Source organism: Actinomyces lilanjuaniae (assembly GCF_003606385.1).
GTDB classification, from domain to species: Bacteria; Actinomycetota; Actinomycetes; order Actinomycetales; family Actinomycetaceae; genus Actinomyces; species Actinomyces lilanjuaniae.
In genome coordinates this window covers 2282527-2298472 of the sequence record NZ_CP032514.1, presented here as the reverse complement: position 1 = coordinate 2298472, position 15946 = coordinate 2282527, and the positions used below count along the sequence as shown (strand labels likewise).

13 protein-coding genes are annotated in these 15946 nt (G+C 67.9%); 5 read left to right on the top strand and 8 right to left on the bottom strand.

Annotated elements, in window-relative coordinates; translation table 11 throughout:
- Positions 1-17 precede the first annotated feature (17 nt).
- Genes mtrB through D5R93_RS14555 form a run of 3 tightly spaced genes read left to right on the top strand, consistent with a single transcriptional unit; the run spans position 18 to position 3596 of the window.
- Positions 18-1892 carry an MtrAB system histidine kinase MtrB gene (mtrB, locus tag D5R93_RS09850; RefSeq protein WP_119836577.1) on the top strand — a complete coding sequence of 625 codons (1875 nt, stop codon included), beginning with the start codon at positions 18-20 and terminating at the stop codon, positions 1890-1892.
- Complete coding sequence (locus D5R93_RS09845) at positions 1892-3478, top strand: LpqB family beta-propeller domain-containing protein (protein ID WP_243106706.1); 1587 nt, start codon at positions 1892-1894, stop codon at positions 3476-3478. Before mtrB ends, D5R93_RS09845 begins: the two co-directional genes overlap by 1 nt.
- Positions 3468-3596: a hypothetical protein gene (locus D5R93_RS14555; protein ID WP_279221344.1), complete on the top strand. Its 129-nt coding sequence runs from the start codon at positions 3468-3470 to the stop codon at positions 3594-3596. Before D5R93_RS09845 ends, D5R93_RS14555 begins: the two co-directional genes overlap by 11 nt.
- A 153-nt stretch (positions 3597-3749) precedes the next feature.
- Here the strand turns inward: D5R93_RS14555 and hpf are convergent, their stop codons facing one another.
- The gene (hpf, locus tag D5R93_RS09840) at positions 3750-4394 is read right to left on the bottom strand and encodes a ribosome hibernation-promoting factor, HPF/YfiA family (RefSeq protein ID WP_119836575.1); all 645 of its coding nucleotides are present in this window, start codon (positions 4392-4394) and stop codon (positions 3750-3752) included.
- A 183-nt stretch (positions 4395-4577) separates the two neighbouring features.
- On the bottom strand, positions 4578-5270 hold the full coding sequence (locus tag D5R93_RS09835; protein WP_119836574.1) for a ComF family protein: 693 nt from the start codon (positions 5268-5270) through the stop codon (positions 4578-4580).
- A gap of 595 nt (positions 5271-5865) precedes the next feature.
- Between D5R93_RS09835 and secA the strand changes: the two genes are divergently transcribed.
- Positions 5866-8781 carry a preprotein translocase subunit SecA gene (gene secA / locus D5R93_RS09830; RefSeq protein WP_120205990.1) on the top strand — a complete coding sequence of 972 codons (2916 nt, stop codon included), beginning with the start codon at positions 5866-5868 and terminating at the stop codon, positions 8779-8781.
- Positions 8782-8858: 77 nt separating this feature from the next.
- Here the strand turns inward: secA and D5R93_RS09825 are convergent, their stop codons facing one another.
- Positions 8859-9341: a hypothetical protein gene (locus tag D5R93_RS09825; protein WP_120204983.1), complete on the bottom strand. Its 483-nt coding sequence runs from the start codon at positions 9339-9341 to the stop codon at positions 8859-8861.
- The gene (locus D5R93_RS09820; RefSeq protein WP_120204981.1) at positions 9341-10732 is read right to left on the bottom strand and encodes an AAA family ATPase; all 1392 of its coding nucleotides are present in this window, start codon (positions 10730-10732) and stop codon (positions 9341-9343) included. Before D5R93_RS09820 ends, D5R93_RS09825 begins: the two co-directional genes overlap by 1 nt.
- An 80-nt stretch (positions 10733-10812) precedes the next feature.
- On the opposite strand from D5R93_RS09820, the gene D5R93_RS09815 reads away from it, so the two are divergent.
- Complete coding sequence (locus D5R93_RS09815; protein ID WP_119836571.1) at positions 10813-11937, top strand: GuaB3 family IMP dehydrogenase-related protein; 1125 nt, start codon at positions 10813-10815, stop codon at positions 11935-11937.
- On the opposite strand, the gene D5R93_RS09810 is transcribed toward D5R93_RS09815, so the two are convergent.
- The 4 genes from D5R93_RS09810 to D5R93_RS09795 all read right to left on the bottom strand — a co-directional run bounded on the left by D5R93_RS09810 (position 11922) and on the right by D5R93_RS09795 (position 15834).
- Positions 11922-13073 (bottom strand): glycerate kinase, encoded by a 1152-nt coding sequence (locus D5R93_RS09810; protein ID WP_243106705.1) that lies wholly within the window; start codon positions 13071-13073, stop codon positions 11922-11924. The genes D5R93_RS09815 and D5R93_RS09810 overlap by 16 nt on opposite strands.
- A gap of 140 nt (positions 13074-13213) precedes the next feature.
- Positions 13214-13480 carry an HPr family phosphocarrier protein gene (locus D5R93_RS09805; protein WP_119836569.1) on the bottom strand — a complete coding sequence of 89 codons (267 nt, stop codon included), beginning with the start codon at positions 13478-13480 and terminating at the stop codon, positions 13214-13216.
- Positions 13481-13731: 251 nt separating this feature from the next.
- A complete protein-coding gene (locus D5R93_RS09800) occupies positions 13732-13977 on the bottom strand; it encodes a hypothetical protein (RefSeq protein WP_119836568.1) in 246 nt (81 codons plus the stop codon).
- 132 nt (positions 13978-14109) lie between these two features.
- Positions 14110-15834 (bottom strand): sodium:solute symporter family protein, encoded by a 1725-nt coding sequence (locus tag D5R93_RS09795; protein ID WP_119836567.1) that lies wholly within the window; start codon positions 15832-15834, stop codon positions 14110-14112.
- Between the last annotated feature and the right edge of the window lie 112 nt (positions 15835-15946).

Here is a 15946-nt window from a genome sequence, read left to right as displayed (position 1 = left end):
CGTGAACCGCCCTTGTTATGAACCCGGCCCGTCCCCAGGCTGACGACATCCAGGAACGGACGTCCCGTACCGTACCTCTGCCAGGCTTTCTTCGTCGCAGCCTGGAGCTGCGGATGGTCTTCGCTGCCAGCCTCATCGGCCTGCTCCTGATCATCCTGCTGCTGTCGTTCGTGACGGACAGGATTCGCTCGGAGGTGTTTGAGGACCAGCGCAGCACGATCCTGGCTGACGCCGGGCAGCGGGCGCTGGCTGCCCAGGTCGAGTTCGACTCCGCCACCGCCGTGACTGCTGACGAGGTCTCGGCGGCGGCGGAGGAGCAGGTCAATGACGTCAACGACTCCTTTGCCGCCTCCGGTGGCGTCGGCGTCATCATGAGACGCAGTGCGGCTGAGACCTCGCCCACGGTCATCAACGACCTGGAGACGGACACCCGGCTCGCCTCGCTGGTGTCTCCCCAGATGGAGGCGGCGGTGGAGGAGGGCGGTGTGGGGGCCCAGTACTGGCAGTCGGTAGCCGTTCCCGACAACCAGGGGGGCGCGGACCCGGGGATCATCGTGGGGACACGGGTGAGTCTGCCCCTGGCTGGCGACTACGACCTGTACCTGGTCTACAGCCTGGCGGGGGAGCAGAGGGTGGTCTCGCTGGCCTCAAGGAACATCACGATCGGCGGCCTGGGGTTCCTGGTCATGCTTATCCTGGTGGTGTGGGCCATTACCCGCTGGGTCATCAGCCCGGTACGCCACACTGCTCGCGCGGCCGAGCGCCTGGCCTCAGGCGAGCTCAGCGAGCGTCTCAACGTCCAGGGAGAGGATGAGATCGCCACCCTCGCCCGGTCCTTCAACCACATGGCGGCCTCCCTGGAGGACCAGATCGAACGCCTGGAGGCCCTGTCCAAGGTCCAGCAGCTCTTCGTCTCCGACGTCTCCCACGAGCTGCGCACGCCCCTGGCCTCGATCCGTCTGGCCACCGAGCAGATCGAGGACGCCCGCACGGAGATCTCTGACCCTTTCGCGCTGCGCAGCGTGGAGGTGCTGTCGCAGTCCGTGGACCGCTTTGAGAAGATGCTCACCGACCTGCTGGACATCTCCCGTATCGACTCCGGTAATGTCAAGCTACGTCTTGAGGAGGTAGACCTGGCCCAGGTGATTGACTCGGTCGTGGAGACGACGAGATTCCACTTTGACGCCACTGGTACCGAGCTGCGGCTCCACCTGCCCCAGGAGGCTGCCACGGCCGAGGTTGACGTGACACGCGTGGAGCGCATAATCCGCAACCTTGTGGTCAACGCCCTGGAGCACGGTGAGGGTAAGCCCCTGGACCTGACTCTGGCGGTGGATGACGAGGCCGTCGCTATCCGGGTCCGTGACCACGGAATCGGGATGAGCCCGGACGTCGTAGCCAAGGTGTTTGACCGCTTCTACCGGGCCGACCCCTCGCGGCAGCGCAGCCTGGGCGGGACTGGGCTGGGCCTGTCTATCTCCATGGAGGACGCGATCCTCCACGGGGGACGCCTGTCGGCGTGGGGGTGGCCCGCCGACGGCTCGTCCTTCTTGCTGGTGCTGCCTCGTCACCAGGGGGAGGACGGCGGGCCCGGCAGGCTCAGTGGTGCCGGCCCCCTGGACCTGGTCCCCGACGACGCCCCACAGGTCTCTCGGGCGGGGTCGGCAGACGCCTCCGCCGATGCCGGATCCACCTCCCTGGTGTCGCCCCTGGGGCCTGCTCCTGCTACCAGGCGCACGCGCCCGCTCGTCGTCCTGGGTGACATTCCTCTGGCGGGGGAGGACACGCCGGTCCCCGACCTCGGTGCCACCGGACGTGTGGTGGTCGTCCTTCCCGGGGAAGAGGCCTCGCAGCCGACCCCCGACGAGGCCGCTGAGGGGACTGGACGCTGATGGCCTCAGTCTCGGACCGGAAGCCTGCGCGACGTCATCTGCTCCAGCTTGGTGGTGTCTCTGCCGCAGCAGCCCTGCTGGGCTCGTGCACCGCGCTGCCTACCTCCGGGGAGGTCCACGAGTCCGACGTCGCCGCCCGGGACTCAAGCGCCCTGATCCAGACTGCTCCCGGACCCGCCCAGGACGCCACCCCGGAGGAGATCGTCCGCGGCTTCCTCCGCGCTGCCGTCGCCGGCTTCTCTGACGACTTTGACACAGCACGCAAGTTCCTGTCCCAGGGGGCGGCAGACCAGTGGAGCCCCCTGGAGGTCATTGAGATCTACTCGGGGTCCACCGAGCGCCAGATCACTGTCGCCAGCGACGGCTCAGTGACGGTAACTGCCGGCAGCTACGGCCGCCTGGGCTCCAACGGAGTCATGACTCCGGCGCGGCAGGATGCCCTCTACGAAGGTGCCTACTCCCTGGCGAAGAACTCGACGGGGCAGTGGCGCATCGTTCAGCTGCCCGACGGGATCCTCCTGCCCTACGGCCGTCTGACCCAGCACTTCGCTGCCCACAGCCTGTGCTTCCTCTCCAGGGACCGCAGCCGTTTTGTCCCCGAACTGCGCTGGTTCCCGCGCACGAGCCTGGCCCGCGCACTGGTGGAGGGCCTCATCGGCGGGCCCTCGCCCTGGCTCGCTTCTGCCACCACGTCCCTGATGCCTCGCAATGCTGGTCTAACGAAGGAGGGGGTCAGCATCAAGGACCAGGTCGCTACCGTCCACCTGACCTCAGAGTCCGACCCGGGATCGTCACAGGGCCGGGGGCTCCTGGTGGCCCAGGTCGAGCAGACGCTCACTGCCGTCGGCGAGATCAGCGAGGTCGAGGTGCTGGCAGGCGCCACCAGTCTCGGGCAGGCGCAGGACCTGCCTGCGCTGGTGCCCGACGTAGGCGGTGTCATCGGCATGTCCGGCGGGGCGGTGGTCAGGGGGACCGGGACGACCCGCTCCACCCTGGCTACAGCCCAGGCTCTGGGGGTGGATGACGCCCGGTGGCCCAGCCTGGGTGCCGACGGCAACGTCTACGCGCTGTCTGACTCCAGCCTGCTGTGCCTTCCTCGGGATCGCAGCGCCGCCAGCGTGATCCTGTCCGTGGGGGACCCCTCGGCTGGGGCCGGGGGGCTTGGCGCACCGGTAGCCGACCGGCACGGTTGGGTCTGGCTGCTTGCTGAGGGGTACCTGACCGCAGTTGATGCCGAGGGCCAGCGTGCGGTGCTGGAGGACTCGTGGGTCCACGGGCAGGAACTGGTCGCCTTCGACCTGTCCGTGGAGTCGGAGCGGCTCGCCCTGCGCCGTTCGGATGGAACAGTGGTGCTGGCGGCTGTGCTGCGCGATGACAGCGGCAGACCGGTGGGGCTGGGTGACCCTCTTGAGCTTCCCCCGCCGGGGGAGGCTCAAGCTCGGGAATGGCCTGGTGCTCTCCCACCGCTGTCGGCTTCCTGGTGGAGGCTGAGGAGGAGGGGGTGTCCCCCAGGTCCGGCTGGCCCAGGTCGGAGGCTCGGTGACGACGATGGTCGGCGTCAGTGGCGTCGTGTCGGTGATCGCTGACCGGTCCGAGGAGACGGTCCTGCTCGCTGACGCCAGGGGGCAGACCTGGCAGAGACGCGGCGCGACCTGGCGGGTGCTCACGGAGGAGGTGACGGACCTGGCCTATGCGCTGCCCTGACCGTTGTACCCTGCTACGGGATGTCTGTGCCGCGCAGGGTCTGCTGGGTGAGTCTGCCCGGGCCGTCGGCCTGGCCTCCCGGTTGCACCGGGCAGCCAGGCCGTCAGTCCGTCCAGGCCGTCGCGGCACCAGCATGCAGGTGCCTCAGCCTGTCTACTGGACGCGGGCGTCTAGGCGGATGACCCCGTAGGTCCAGCCGTGTCGGTGGTAGACGGCGCAGGGCTGCTTGCTGGAGGACTCGACGAAGAGGTAGAAGGGGTGGCCCACCAGCTCCATCTGGTAGAGCGCCTCGTCCACGCTCATCTCACGGGCCTCGTGCAGCTTCTGGCGCACGATGACCGGTGAGTCCCCCAGCTGGGACTCGACGGCCACACCGTGCTCGGTCGGGGCGGAGGGGGAGTCCTCCGCGGGGGCGTCGTCGGTGTCGGGGACCTCGTCCGTCGAGGTGCGAGAAGCCTCCGGTGCCGGCGGGGTCACGACAACCGGGTAGCGGCGGTGGTCCTTCTTGCGGTCCCGGGCGCGGCGTAGGCGCTCGGTGAGCTTGCCCATGGCGATGTCGAAGGCGGCGAACCGGTCGGAGGAGGAGGCCTCGGCCCGGATGATCGGGCCCTTGGAGATGACGGTGATCTCGACGCGTTCGGCGGTGTCGGCCTGACGTGGGTTGCGCTCGTGGGTGACCTCGACCTCGACGCGCTGGACTCGGGGGTCGTACTGCTCGGCCTTGACGACCTTGTCCTCGACGTAGTCACGGAGCCGAGGGCTGATCTCGGCGTTGCGACCGACGACGGTGATGTCCATAGGTAGAACCTCTTTCTGGGGCTCAGGTCTGTGGCCCTGGCGGGCTGTGGGCGGGTGCGCTCACCGTCGGCTGACGGCGAACTGTGAAACGGTGTTATCACCTCCTGACGGTCCGCTGGCTGTGGTGTGTCCGCACAACCAGCGCTTGTGCTCTGTGCCACAAATCTACACTATTTGAGCAGGTCATGCCGTATTTGGATGGGGTGGGTGGCAGCTGATCGCCTGCGGCGGACAGGCTGGCGGGGCTCCCGGAACCCTGGTCGGGTGCCGCCCGGGCCGCTGCGCCGCGGCCAGCGTGACGGCACCAAGGACGTGGGCCCCGGCCTGTCGCAGTGCTGCGGCGCACGCGCCCAGCGTGGCGCCGGTAGTGACGACGTCGTCGACCAGGAGGACGGGCAGCCCCCGAACGTCTGCGAGAAGACGGGGTGGTGTGGCGCGGTTGGCCCGGCGCTGCCGCGAGGACAGTCCCGCCTGGCGGGACGCTGGTGCCCGTCGCCGACGTAGCACGTCAGCGCTGAGGACTGTCTGGTGGGGCCGGTGTTCCTGTGCCAGGCGGGCCGCGACACCGAGCGCCACGTGGTCGGCGAGCGCCGCGGCCACGAGTCTGCCGCGCAGCCTGCGCCGCGCCCCGGAAGGGGCGGGCACGACCAGCAGGGGCGAGGAAGGTGCTCCGGCCGGGGACGCGCAGAAGTAGGAGGAGGCCCAGGCCTGTCCCAGCCGGTACCCGACCGTCCCCATGTGGTCGTCAAGGTCCTCGCGTGAACCGCTCTTCCACCCCAGGACCAGCGAGCGGACAGGGCCGACGTAGCGGCAGGCGGCCATGACCGCGAGATCACCTGCGGCGTCGGCCTGATCGACCCGGGTGGGCTCAGTCATGAGCAGGTCGTGGCAGCGTTGGCACAGCCTGGTCTCCCACCGTCCGCACCCGGCGCAGGTTGCCGGCAGGCCCAGGTCCAGGCCCGTGCGCGCCCACTGCGTGAGCCGGGTAAGTGCTGCTGCCCGACGTCGCGGTGGCGGTGCGCACGGTGTCGCGAGGCCGTGGGGGCGTCCGGGTGGACGGGGGCAGTGGAGGTGGCGGACACAGACCTACGATGCACCGTCTCGCGCCTGCTGCGCGGCGGTAGGCGTCGGTGTGTCCACAGGGCGGTAGAGGGAGCTGACGCAGGCCGGTCCTGTGGTTGTCGGGGTGGTGCAGCGTGGTGCGGCGTGGTGCCAGGGGGCACGGGGCCGGTCCGCCGGGCCGGGAGACCCGGCGGCCTTTACTGGAAACCCGCGGGAGGACGGAGGAGAACGGGAGGACGGAGGAGAGGCGGTGGGAGGAATCTCCCTGCCCGGGGCACCGCAGGCCCGCTGGCAGGTCCACTACAGTAAGGAGGAGCAGGACTGTCCGCGTCAGGCCTGGTCAGGCTCGTCAGCGGGCTCGCCGTGGCGCGTGGTCATGGCGGAACCCACGGGAGAGGGAGTAAGCAGCGTGTCGATCGTCGACCGAATCCTTCGCATCGGTGAGGGGCGCACCCTCAAGAGGCTCAACACGATCGCGACTCAGGTCGAGTCCCTGGCTGACGCCTTCGCAGAGTTCAGCGACACCGAGCTGCGCGAGACAACCGACGAGCTCCGGGGGCGCTACGAGGACGGCGAGTCCCTGGACGCCCTGCTGCCTGAGGCCTTCGCCGTGGTGGTGGAGGCGGCGGACCGCGTGCTGGGGATGAGGCCCTACCACGTCCAGATTATGGGCGGAGCAGCTCTCCACCTGGGCAACATCGCTGAGATGAAGACTGGTGAGGGCAAGACCCTGGTGGCTACCATGCCCTCCTACCTGCGGGCGCTGACCGGCAAGGGTGTGCACGTGGTGACCGTCAACGACTACCTGGCTGAGTACCAGTCCGACCTCATGGGCCGCGTTCACCGGTTCCTGGGGCTGACCACGGGGTGCATCCTGGTGGGGCAGACCCCCGCCCAGCGGCGCAGGCAGTACGCCATGGACATTACCTACGGTACCAACAACGAGTTCGGCTTCGACTACCTGCGTGACAACATGGCCCAGCGGCCTGAGGACCTCGTCCAGCGTGGCCACGCCTTCGTCATCGTTGACGAGGTGGACTCGATCCTTATTGACGAGGCGCGTACGCCGCTCATCATCTCCGGTCCCGCCGGCGGCGACGTCAACAAGTGGTACAAGGAGTTCGCCCGCCTGGCGCAGCGCCTTCGCGTGGACAAGGACTACGAGGTCGACGAGAAGAAGCGCACTGTGGGCGTGCTGGCCCCCGGTATCGAGCGTGTCGAGGACTACCTGGGGATCGACAACCTCTACGAGTCGGAGAACACTCCGCTGATCGGCTTCCTCAACAACGCCATCAAGGCCAAGGAGCTCTTCGCTCGGGACAAGGACTACATCGTGCGTGACGGCGAGGTCCTCATCGTCGACGAGCACACCGGGCGCGTGCTGCCGGGGCGGCGCTACAACGAGGGAATGCACCAGGCCATCGAGGCCAAGGAGCAGGTGGAGATCAAGGCGGAGAACCAGACCCTGGCCACCATCACCCTGCAGAACTACTTCCGCCTCTACCCCGAGGGGTCGCGCTCAGGCATGACCGGTACGGCGGAGACCGAGGCGGCAGAGTTCGCTGGCACCTACAAGATGGGCGTCGTCCCGATCCCTACCAACAAGCCCATGATCCGTGTGGACCAGCCGGATCTGGTCTACACCAACGTGGCCTCCAAGCTGGAGGCGGTCGTGGACGACATCGCCGAGCGGCATGAGGCGGGCCAGCCGGTCCTGGTGGGGACCACCAGCGTGGAGAAGTCCGAGCTGCTCTCCGGGATGCTGGACAGGCGCGGTATCCCTCACGAGGTACTCAACGCCAAGCAGCACGCCCGTGAGGCGGCGGTTGTGGCCCTGGCCGGGCGCAAGGGGGCGGTGACCGTGGCTACCAACATGGCTGGTCGCGGGACGGACATCATGCTGGGCGGCAACGCCGAGCACATTGCCGTGACCGCCCTGAAGGAGGCGGGCCTGGACCCCGAGGAGGACGCCGAGGCCTATGAGAAGGCCTGGCCTCAGGCCCTGGCTTCCGCCAAGGCGGCCTGTGCCGCAGAGCACGACGAGGTCGTGGAGTTGGGCGGCCTGTACGTGCTGGGGACGGAACGTCATGAGTCCCGCCGTATCGACAACCAGCTGCGAGGCCGCTCCGGGCGCCAGGGAGACCCCGGGGAGTCCCGTTTCTACCTGTCCATGGAGGACGACCTCATGCGTATGTTCGCCTCAGGGCTGGCCCAGCGCATCATGGCCTCGGGTGCCTACCCCGACGACGTGCCCCTGGAGTCGAAGATGGTCACCCGTGGTATCGCCAACGCCCAGCGGCAGGTGGAGTCCCGCAACTACGAGATCCGCAAGAACGTCCTGAAATACGACGACGTCATGACCGAGCAGCGTGAGAAGGTCTACTCCGAGCGTCGCCGCGTCCTTGACGGAGAGGACCTGGAGCCCCAGCTGGAGGCTTTCCGGAAGCAGGCTGTGGACAACATCGTCTCCGCGAGGACAGCCGAGGGGCGGCCTGACCAGTGGGACCTCGACTCGTTGTGGAACGACCTGGGCCACCTCTACCCTGTGGGACTGAGCCAGGAGGAGGTCGTCGAGGCCCTGGGCGGGCCCGACGCGCTGAGCACGGACAGGCTCGTCGAGGAGATGAGCGAGGACGTGGCCGTGGCCTACGAGGAGGCGGAGGCCCGGCTGGCTGCCAACGCCGTGGCCCAGGCGCAGCTGGGTGAGGAGCCTATGCGTGCGCTGGAGCGCCGTATCCTCCTGGCGGTGGTGGACAAGCGCTGGCGTGAGCACCTCTACGAGATGGACTATCTCAAGGAAGGGATCGGGCTGCGGGCCATGGCCCAGCGTGACCCCCTGGTGGAGTACGCCAACGAGGGCGCGCGCATGTTCAAGGCGATGATGGAGGGGATCCGCGAGGAGACCGTGGAGCAGGTCTTTGCCAACGTGGCTCGGTTTGACAAGGCTGCTGAACGCGCCGCTGCCGATGGGACGCAGGAGGCGGCCCAGGCGGTCACTGGCCGTGCCGACGCGACCTCCGTGTCGGGTATCCGTGTGGGAGGCGCCGGGCAGGGCACGGTCCTGGGGGACACCGGCCGGGCTCCTCTGAGCGCCTCCAGCCAGGCGATCAGCTACTCGGGTCCCGGTGAGGACGGTGAGGTGTCCTCCCGCTCTGGTGCGGCTGCGGCCTCCGGGCCGGTAGGTGCGTCGGCCAGGCCGCGGGGCGTGAAGCTGGCTGCCGCGGCCAGGGGCACGGAGGCTGGTGCCGGGCAGCAGGTGCCTGCCAACCGCGCCCAGCGTCGCCAGGCAGCCAGGAAGAGCGGCGGAAAGAGGCGCAGGCGCTGAGACTGAGGGCTGACACTGAGGGTAGCGGCAGGGCGGCTGAGGGGCCGGTCAGGTCGCCCTGCCGCGTGTTGGCACTGCTATGACGCGAATGCGTCGAGTGTGTGGTCCAACGTCCACACCCGGACGTCACGCAGGCCTGTACGGGTACAGTACTGGTCGCGTTCCACCAGGATGCTGAGGTCGCCTCCTCCCAGCGACTGCTGGCAGGCGTGCTCCACCCACGGCTGGCCTGTGGCAGCACCGTTGAGAAGTGAGTGAAGGAAGTCGTTGTCCCACTGCACCTCGTCGAGAAGCCACGGTGACTGCCTGGTGATGACCTTGTCCAGGACGTCGTGGAAGAGCTGGGCCGCTTTCCTGCGCTGCTGGCCGTCCTTGACCTGGCAGATGTGGTTGCCCGTCTCGATCACGGTGGTGATGGGTAGGAGGAACTGGTCTCCGGCAGCATGCCTCGCTTTGAAATCCTCCCTTGCCTTGTCCTGGTCCGGGGAATCTCGCCTTGACAGGCCAGGAACCTGGAGAAGGTGCACCAGCACCGAGGTGTCAATGAACCAGACCGTCATCAGTCTGCTCCGATAAGTGCGAGGAAGTCAGAGTAGTCCGGTTCTGGGCCGGGCCTGGCTGCATCATCAAGAAGACCACGGGTCACAACGGTCCCCAGCGTACCTGCGCTCATGGCCTGGGCGTATCCGGGCAAGTCAACCAGTCGGGTGACCTGCTGGTGGTGGCAGACCAGGACGTCTCGGAGCTGCTTCCCGCTCAGCGCGTCCAGCAGAGCGGGGGAGTGCGTGGTGACCAGCGCGCTGACCTGGCCACGCTGTGTGGCCTCTTCGACTAGGTGGAGCAGCCTGCCAGCATTGGAGGGGTGTAGACCGTTCTCGATCTCCTCCACAGCCAGCAGTGCACCAGCACTCGGGACGGAGATATCGCTGGTGTAGGTGGCAGTGACTGAGTCAAGATCCAGGTCGCTCGCCGGGGTGGACAGGGCCGTGGCGATCGCAAGGAAACGCAGTAGGCCGTCGCTCATGGAGCGGGCCGTCGTCAACGCGGTTGGCTCGCCTGGTTGACCGTCGCCGTGCTCCTCCTGGACGGCAATCATGATGTCTCCCGTATCTGTTGAGCTGAACTCCAGAGCGCGTATCGGGCAGTCGGCAATCTGGCGTGCCAGCTCCTCCAGCCGGGAGAACGTACCAGGGGCTTGGTCCTGAAGGTGCCTGAGGACGGGAGCCAGGTTCTCACCGGTGCGACGCAACTGGGTCTCCCGGAGGGGAACCCAGTCCCGCATCAGGCTTGGAGCAGGGTCAAAGTGAAAGGTGCTGCGCAGCGCTGCTGCGACGTCCCGCTGGGCGTCAAGGATGTCCCGATCTGCACGGGTGGCACCGAGGAGCACCGCGGGGAGCTGGCTGAGCACGGAGCGGTCGTCGCGCAGCACGATGTGTCGGTTGGGGCCTCGTTTGCCTGTCGAGACAGCAGCATCCAGCCCGATGCCACCGCTTCCGGGACCGGCGGACACGAGGATCTGCTGGTTCCAGCGACCGCTCTTGGCAGCACGCTGGGGCCCCTCTAGGGTCTCGCTGACGACACGGGTGAAAGGAGCAGTCTCTAACTCGACGTCGTAGCGGTAGTCGTAGTTCCCACGCGGGTGGGTGACCGTGACGGTACACCCCAGTGAGAACCGGGTGCTGCCGTGCGGGGCACACCCTACAGCACCGCTGCGCACCGGGCCGCCCTCCCGCCGTCTCCCGTCCAGAGCGTCGGTCAGGTTCTCTGCGCTGGTCAGCCGGTGGAGCACGTCGAGCGCATCCAGGATATTAGATTTGCCGCTGGAATTGCGTCCAGTCAGGACAGTCATCTTCTCCAAAGGCACGTTGACCTCGCGGAAGTTCTTGAACGCCGTCAGACGCAGTTGTGAGATCCGTGAGGTGGCCTCGCCGTCGGATCCTTGCTTCTCCATGGCGCACAGTATGCCAGCGGGGCCGCTGCGCACCGGGCGAGGTAGTGACCGCCGACCCACCGGCTGCGTAGGATCGGCCCATGAGCTCTGAGATCGAGATCGGGCGCTCCAAGCGAGCCCGCCGTGCCTACTCCTTTGAGGACATCGCGCTGGTTCCAGCCCGTCGCACCCGTGACACCTCTGAGGTCCGTGTGGGCTGGCAGATCGACGCCTACCACGTGGACCTGCCGGTCATGGCCTCACCCATGGACTCGGTCATGAGCCCGGAGACCGCCATCCTGGTAGGGCGGCTCGGCGGGATCGGGGTACTCGACCTGGAGGGCCTGTGGACCCGCTACGAGGATCCGGCCCCGGCCCTGGACCGTATCCGTGCCGCTGGTCCCGAGGAAGCCACCCGGGTGCTCCAGGAGGTCTATCAGGCGCCGGTGGACCCTGACCTTATCACCGAGCGCCTGACCCAGGTCCGCCAGGCAGGGGTCGTCGTCGCCGGGCGGCTCAGCCCTGCCCAGACCCAGCGGCACTGGCGCACCGTGGTGGAGGCGGGCGTGGACCTGCTGGTCATCCGCGGCTCGGTGGTCTCGGCGGAGCACGTCTCCGGGGCGGCGGAGCCGCTCAACCTCAAGCGCTTCATCTACGAGCTCGACGTCCCCGTGGTCGTGGGCGGGGTGACCACCTACACCGCTGCCCTCCACCTCATGCGCACCGGTGCCGCTGGGGTGCTTGTGGGCCAGGGTGGCGGAGCCTCGTCCTCGGTGCGCCAGGTCCTGGGTCTGCACATGCCTATGGCCACCGCCGTGGCCGACGTTGCCGGTGCCCGGCGTGACTACCTGGACGAGTCCGGGGGCCGCTACGTCCACGTCATCGCTGACGGGTCGGTGGGTGACTCCGGTGACGTCGTCAAGGCCATCGCCTGCGGGGCGGACGCGGTCATGCTCGGTGCGGCCCTGGCTCGTGCCCAGGAGGCCCCGGGTGGGGGCTACCACTGGGGCGCTGAGGCGCGTCACCAGCGCCTGCCACGCGGTTTCCGCAGCTACGTGGGTACCGTGGGCACCATGGCGGAGATCCTCAACGGCCCCTCTGACCGGGCCGACGGGACCCTCAACATCATGGGCGCCCTGCGCCGGACCCTGGCCACCACCGGCTACTCCGACGTCAAGGAGCTCCAGCGAGTCGAGGTGGTCCTGGCTCCTTACGAGGCCTCCTGAGCGGCGACCCACCGGGCCACGGCTGAGCGCAGGTTCTGCGACCCCTCGGCGAGCGCCCGCTCTATGGCGGTGCCCTCCGGGGTGATCTGTACCAGGTCATGCACGCCCTGCCCCAGGAGCGTAGCCGCGTCAGCCTGTACCCGCCCGGCGAAGACCGCTACCGGCACCCCGGCGGCCGCAGCCACCCTGATCACACCCGCTGCTGTCTTGCCGCTCAGTGTCTGGCTGTCCACCGAGCCCTCGCCGGTAAGGACGGCAGCGGCTCCCTCCACGGCCTCAGCCAGCCCGCTAGCCTCCATGACCAGGTCCACGCCCGGGCGCGTCTGAGCAGACAGGAAGGTCATGAGCGCCCAGCCCAGCCCGCCTGCGGCGCCGGCTCCGGGCCGTTGCGCCACCTCCGTCCCGCTGACACCCTCAGGTGTGGTGGCCAGGCTCGCCAGCCGGGACAACAGGCTGTCCAGGACCAGTACCTGGCTGTCCGTGGCTCCTTTCTGGGGGCCGAACACCGCGCTGGCGCCCTGGGGGCCGAGCAGAGGTGAGGTGACGTCGCAGGCAGCCTGGACCCGCACATCTGCCAGCCTCGGGTCCAGTCCGCTGGTGTCGACTGCGGCGACCTTGACCAGCTCGGCAGGTACAGGGGCCAGTGCTGCTGACTGCTCGTCAAGGAAGCGCACGCCCAGCGCCGCCAGCATGCCCGCCCCGGCGTCGTTCGTGGCCGAGCCACCCAGGCCGATAATGACCTCCTGGGCTCCCCGGTCCAGGGCCGCCAGGACCAGCTCGCCTACACCGAGGGAGCTGGAGCCCATGACGTCGCGGTGGCACGGGGGAATCTGCTCCAGGCCCACGGCTGTGGCTACGTCGAGCAGGGCCGTCGTGCCAGCAAGGTAGACAAAGCCCTGCACGGGTGCGCCGAGGGCGTCGTGCACGGGCACCTCCACCCTGCGCGCTCCCAGGGCAGCGGACAGCGTCCGCGCGAACCCCTCCCCGCCGTCAGCCATGGGACGCAGGAGACAGGTGGCCTGCGGGTCAGCCTGACGCACTCCCTCCGCCATCGCCTCGGCGGCCTGGAGCGTGGTCATGGACTCCTTGAAGGAGTCGGGGGCAAGGACGTAGGTGACCATGCCCCAGGATCTCATACTGGCCCTGGTCGGGGTGCGCCCTGGTGGCCGGGCACGCTCCGCCACAGGCGGGCGAGACGCACGACGGGGGTGTCCCCCGGGCTAGGAGGGCACCCCCGTCAGGTAGTGACAGTGACGTCGTGTCGCCTGTTCAGGTCTCAGGCGTCGAGGTCGGTCTCCAGAAGAGCCTTGAGCTCGTCGAGCGCGGCCTGCGCGCCGTCGGCGTCGGAGGAGAGGGTGACGACATCCCCGAAGCCGGCACCCAGGGTCATGACACCGAGAATAGAGGAGGCGTCTACGGCGGCCCCGCCCTCCTTGGCGATAGAGACAGGAACGCCCTTCTCGGCGACAGCCTTGACGAAGGTGGCGGCGGGACGGGCGTGAAGACCGACCTTGGAAGCGATAGTGGCGGTGACCTGGGCCATGTGGATCTCCTTTGAGATGACGGTGTCTGTACGGCAGGTGCGCCAGAGGCTCACCTTTGCGCCGCGCTATGCAACGAGCTTGCAGCACGATGACTGCCGCAAGCCCTGACCCTACCGGACAGTGGCGGTGACGCGCACGCGTTTAGGCTGTTGTGGTGAGCCGCTGCGACGTATACCCGGCCACCAGGGCTAAGAACGCGTGCCGAGGGTCTAGGCCGGGGAGCCGGGCCTGCTGTCCGGTCCTGGGCTTTCTAGCTCTTTGTGCCCTGGTCCCGGGGCGACGGCGCCTGGACCGGCCTGAGAAACCACCACAGACCCATTCCTGCGGCAATAGCCAGTAGCGCCAGGCCCGACCACAGGTTCGCGTTGACGCCTCCGCTGCGGGCGAGGTCGGCGGGGTCGTGGGCAAGCCCGGCGCACAGCAGCAGGAAGATGCTGATGAGGCCCAGGGCCGCGGCGACGACTGCGCGGATATCTGACAATGAGCGCTTGTTCATAAGGTTACTCCGATGTCGGTGTCGGGAGGTTGAGTAGGAGGAGCGGGCTCAGCAGGACCGGCGCGGCGCGTGCGGGGCTGAGGCCCCAGCCCGCCTGCGGGTCGTGCAGTAGTCGCACAGCAACGGCGGGTGTCAGTGGAACACGCTGTTGAGCAGGATGACCATGGCGCCGGCCAGAACGCCCAGCGGGAGCGGCCTGCGGTACCACGGCAGCTCGTGCAGGTGGGGGTCGGTGCGTTCGCTGCGTGGCGTCAGCGCGTAGACGAAGCCCTTGAGCTCAGCGTCGGGCTTGGGCTGAGTCACCAGGGAGACCCCGACCGTGACGGCAACATCGACGACGAAGGCGATACCTGCCGCCAGGAAGGCCCCGCCCTGGCCCGGCATGGACAGGACGTCGGTCCACAGCATGACGTTGACGGCCAGGGCCGCCAGCGTCCCGGCTACGAGCCCGCTCCAGCCTGCTGCAGGTGTGGCGCGCTTCCAGAACATACCAATGATGAAGGTGGCGAAGAGAGGGGCGTTGAACATGGAGAACAACGTCTGGAGGTAGTCCATGAGGTTGGAGTAGTTCGACGCGATGAGCGCGGTGAAGATTGCGATGACAGCGGCAGCCAGCGTCGAGCGCCTGCCCATTGCCAGGTAGTGGGCGTCGTCCCCGTCCTTCTTGATGTAGCGCTGGTAGAGGTCGACACCCCACACGGTATTGAAGGCCGAGATGTTGGCGGCCATCCCCGCCATGAAGGATGCGAGTAGGCCGGTGATCGCCAGACCGAGCAGCCCGTTGGGCAGGACGTCACGCATGAGGTACAGGATCGAGTCGTTGTAGTCGTAGGCCTGACTGGCTCCTGCCTTGAGGTCGCGGACCTCGGAGACCAGGACGCCGGCGACCATCCCTGGCACAATCACCAGGAAGGGGATGAGCATCTTCACGAAGGTCCCGATGATCGGGGTGGACTGGGCCGCCGAGATCGAGTCGGAGGCCATGGCGCGCTGGACCTCCACGAAGTTTGTCGTCCAGTAGCCGAAGGACAGGACGAAACCGAGTCCAAAGACCAGCCCGACCACGGACAGGATGTCGGAGTCAAAGCCTGAGATGGCGTTTCCAGGCCAGGAGTGCAGCTGCAGGGCGGGGTCGGTTCCTGCTGCCGTGGCGTCGGCGGTGATCCGCTCAGTCAGTCCCTGCCAGCCGCCGACACGGCGCAGGCCGATGACGGTCAGCGGAAGCAGGGCCGCGACGATGACAAAGAACTGGAGCACCTCGTTGTAGATCGCGGCTGACAGGCCACCCATCGTGATGTAGGCGTAGACGATGACTGCGGCGATGACCAGGGCCGACCACAGGGGCCAGCCCAGCAGCCAGTTGACGATGTTGCCCAGCAGGTAGAGGTTGATCCCGGCAATGAGCAGCTGGGCCAGGGCGAAGCTCAGCGAGTTGACCAGGTGTGCCTCGACACCGAAGCGCTTGAGCATGAACTCCGGGACCGAGCGGACCTTGGACCCGTAGTAGAAGGGCATCATCACCAGGCCCAGGAAGATCATAGCCGGGATGGCGCCGATCCAGAAGTAGTGGAAGGTCGGCATTCCGTACTGGGCGCCGTTGGCAGACATCCCCATGATCTCCACCGCGCCGAGGTTGGCTGACACGAAGGCGATCCCGGTGACCCAGGCGGGCAGGGACCGGCCCGAGGTCAGGAAGCCGTCTGCCGTGGAGGCCTGGGCGCGGACCATGAGGCCCACACCGATGACGAAGGCAAAGTAGATGACAATAGGGACGTAGTCATACCAGGCTGCGTCGATAAGTGTGGTGGAGGCGGGCAGCGTTGCGGGAACTGCTGCGAGGGGTGGAGCGGAGGACATCGGTGTACCTCGGGTAAGGGGGTAGGGTCAAGGAACGAGCAGGTGCTCACTGCACAGGGTAGCGCTCCACGCCCGGACAGGTGCCCGCTTGGTGCCGCGTCGCGATAGCCTG

What these genes read in the sequence shown, in the direction of transcription:
- mtrB (WP_119836577.1), top strand. Translation starts at nt 18, where the DNA reads ATGAACCCGGCCCGTCCCCAGGCTGACGACATCCAGGAACGGACGTCC.
- D5R93_RS09845 (WP_243106706.1), top strand. Translation starts at nt 1,892, where the DNA reads ATGGCCTCAGTCTCGGACCGGAAGCCTGCGCGACGTCATCTGCTCCAG.
- hpf (WP_119836575.1), bottom strand. Translation starts at nt 4,394, where the DNA reads ATGGACATCACCGTCGTCGGTCGCAACGCCGAGATCAGCCCTCGGCTC.
- D5R93_RS09835 (WP_119836574.1), bottom strand. Translation starts at nt 5,270, where the DNA reads ATGACTGAGCCCACCCGGGTCGATCAGGCCGACGCCGCAGGTGATCTC.
- D5R93_RS09825 (WP_120204983.1), bottom strand. Translation starts at nt 9,341, where the DNA reads ATGACGGTCTGGTTCATTGACACCTCGGTGCTGGTGCACCTTCTCCAG.
- D5R93_RS09820 (WP_120204981.1), bottom strand. Translation starts at nt 10,732, where the DNA reads ATGGAGAAGCAAGGATCCGACGGCGAGGCCACCTCACGGATCTCACAA.
- D5R93_RS09815 (WP_119836571.1), top strand. Translation starts at nt 10,813, where the DNA reads ATGAGCTCTGAGATCGAGATCGGGCGCTCCAAGCGAGCCCGCCGTGCC.
- D5R93_RS09810 (WP_243106705.1), bottom strand. Translation starts at nt 13,073, where the DNA reads ATGAGATCCTGGGGCATGGTCACCTACGTCCTTGCCCCCGACTCCTTC.
- D5R93_RS09805 (WP_119836569.1), bottom strand. Translation starts at nt 13,480, where the DNA reads ATGGCCCAGGTCACCGCCACTATCGCTTCCAAGGTCGGTCTTCACGCC.
- D5R93_RS09800 (WP_119836568.1), bottom strand. Translation starts at nt 13,977, where the DNA reads ATGAACAAGCGCTCATTGTCAGATATCCGCGCAGTCGTCGCCGCGGCC.
- D5R93_RS09795 (WP_119836567.1), bottom strand. Translation starts at nt 15,834, where the DNA reads ATGTCCTCCGCTCCACCCCTCGCAGCAGTTCCCGCAACGCTGCCCGCC.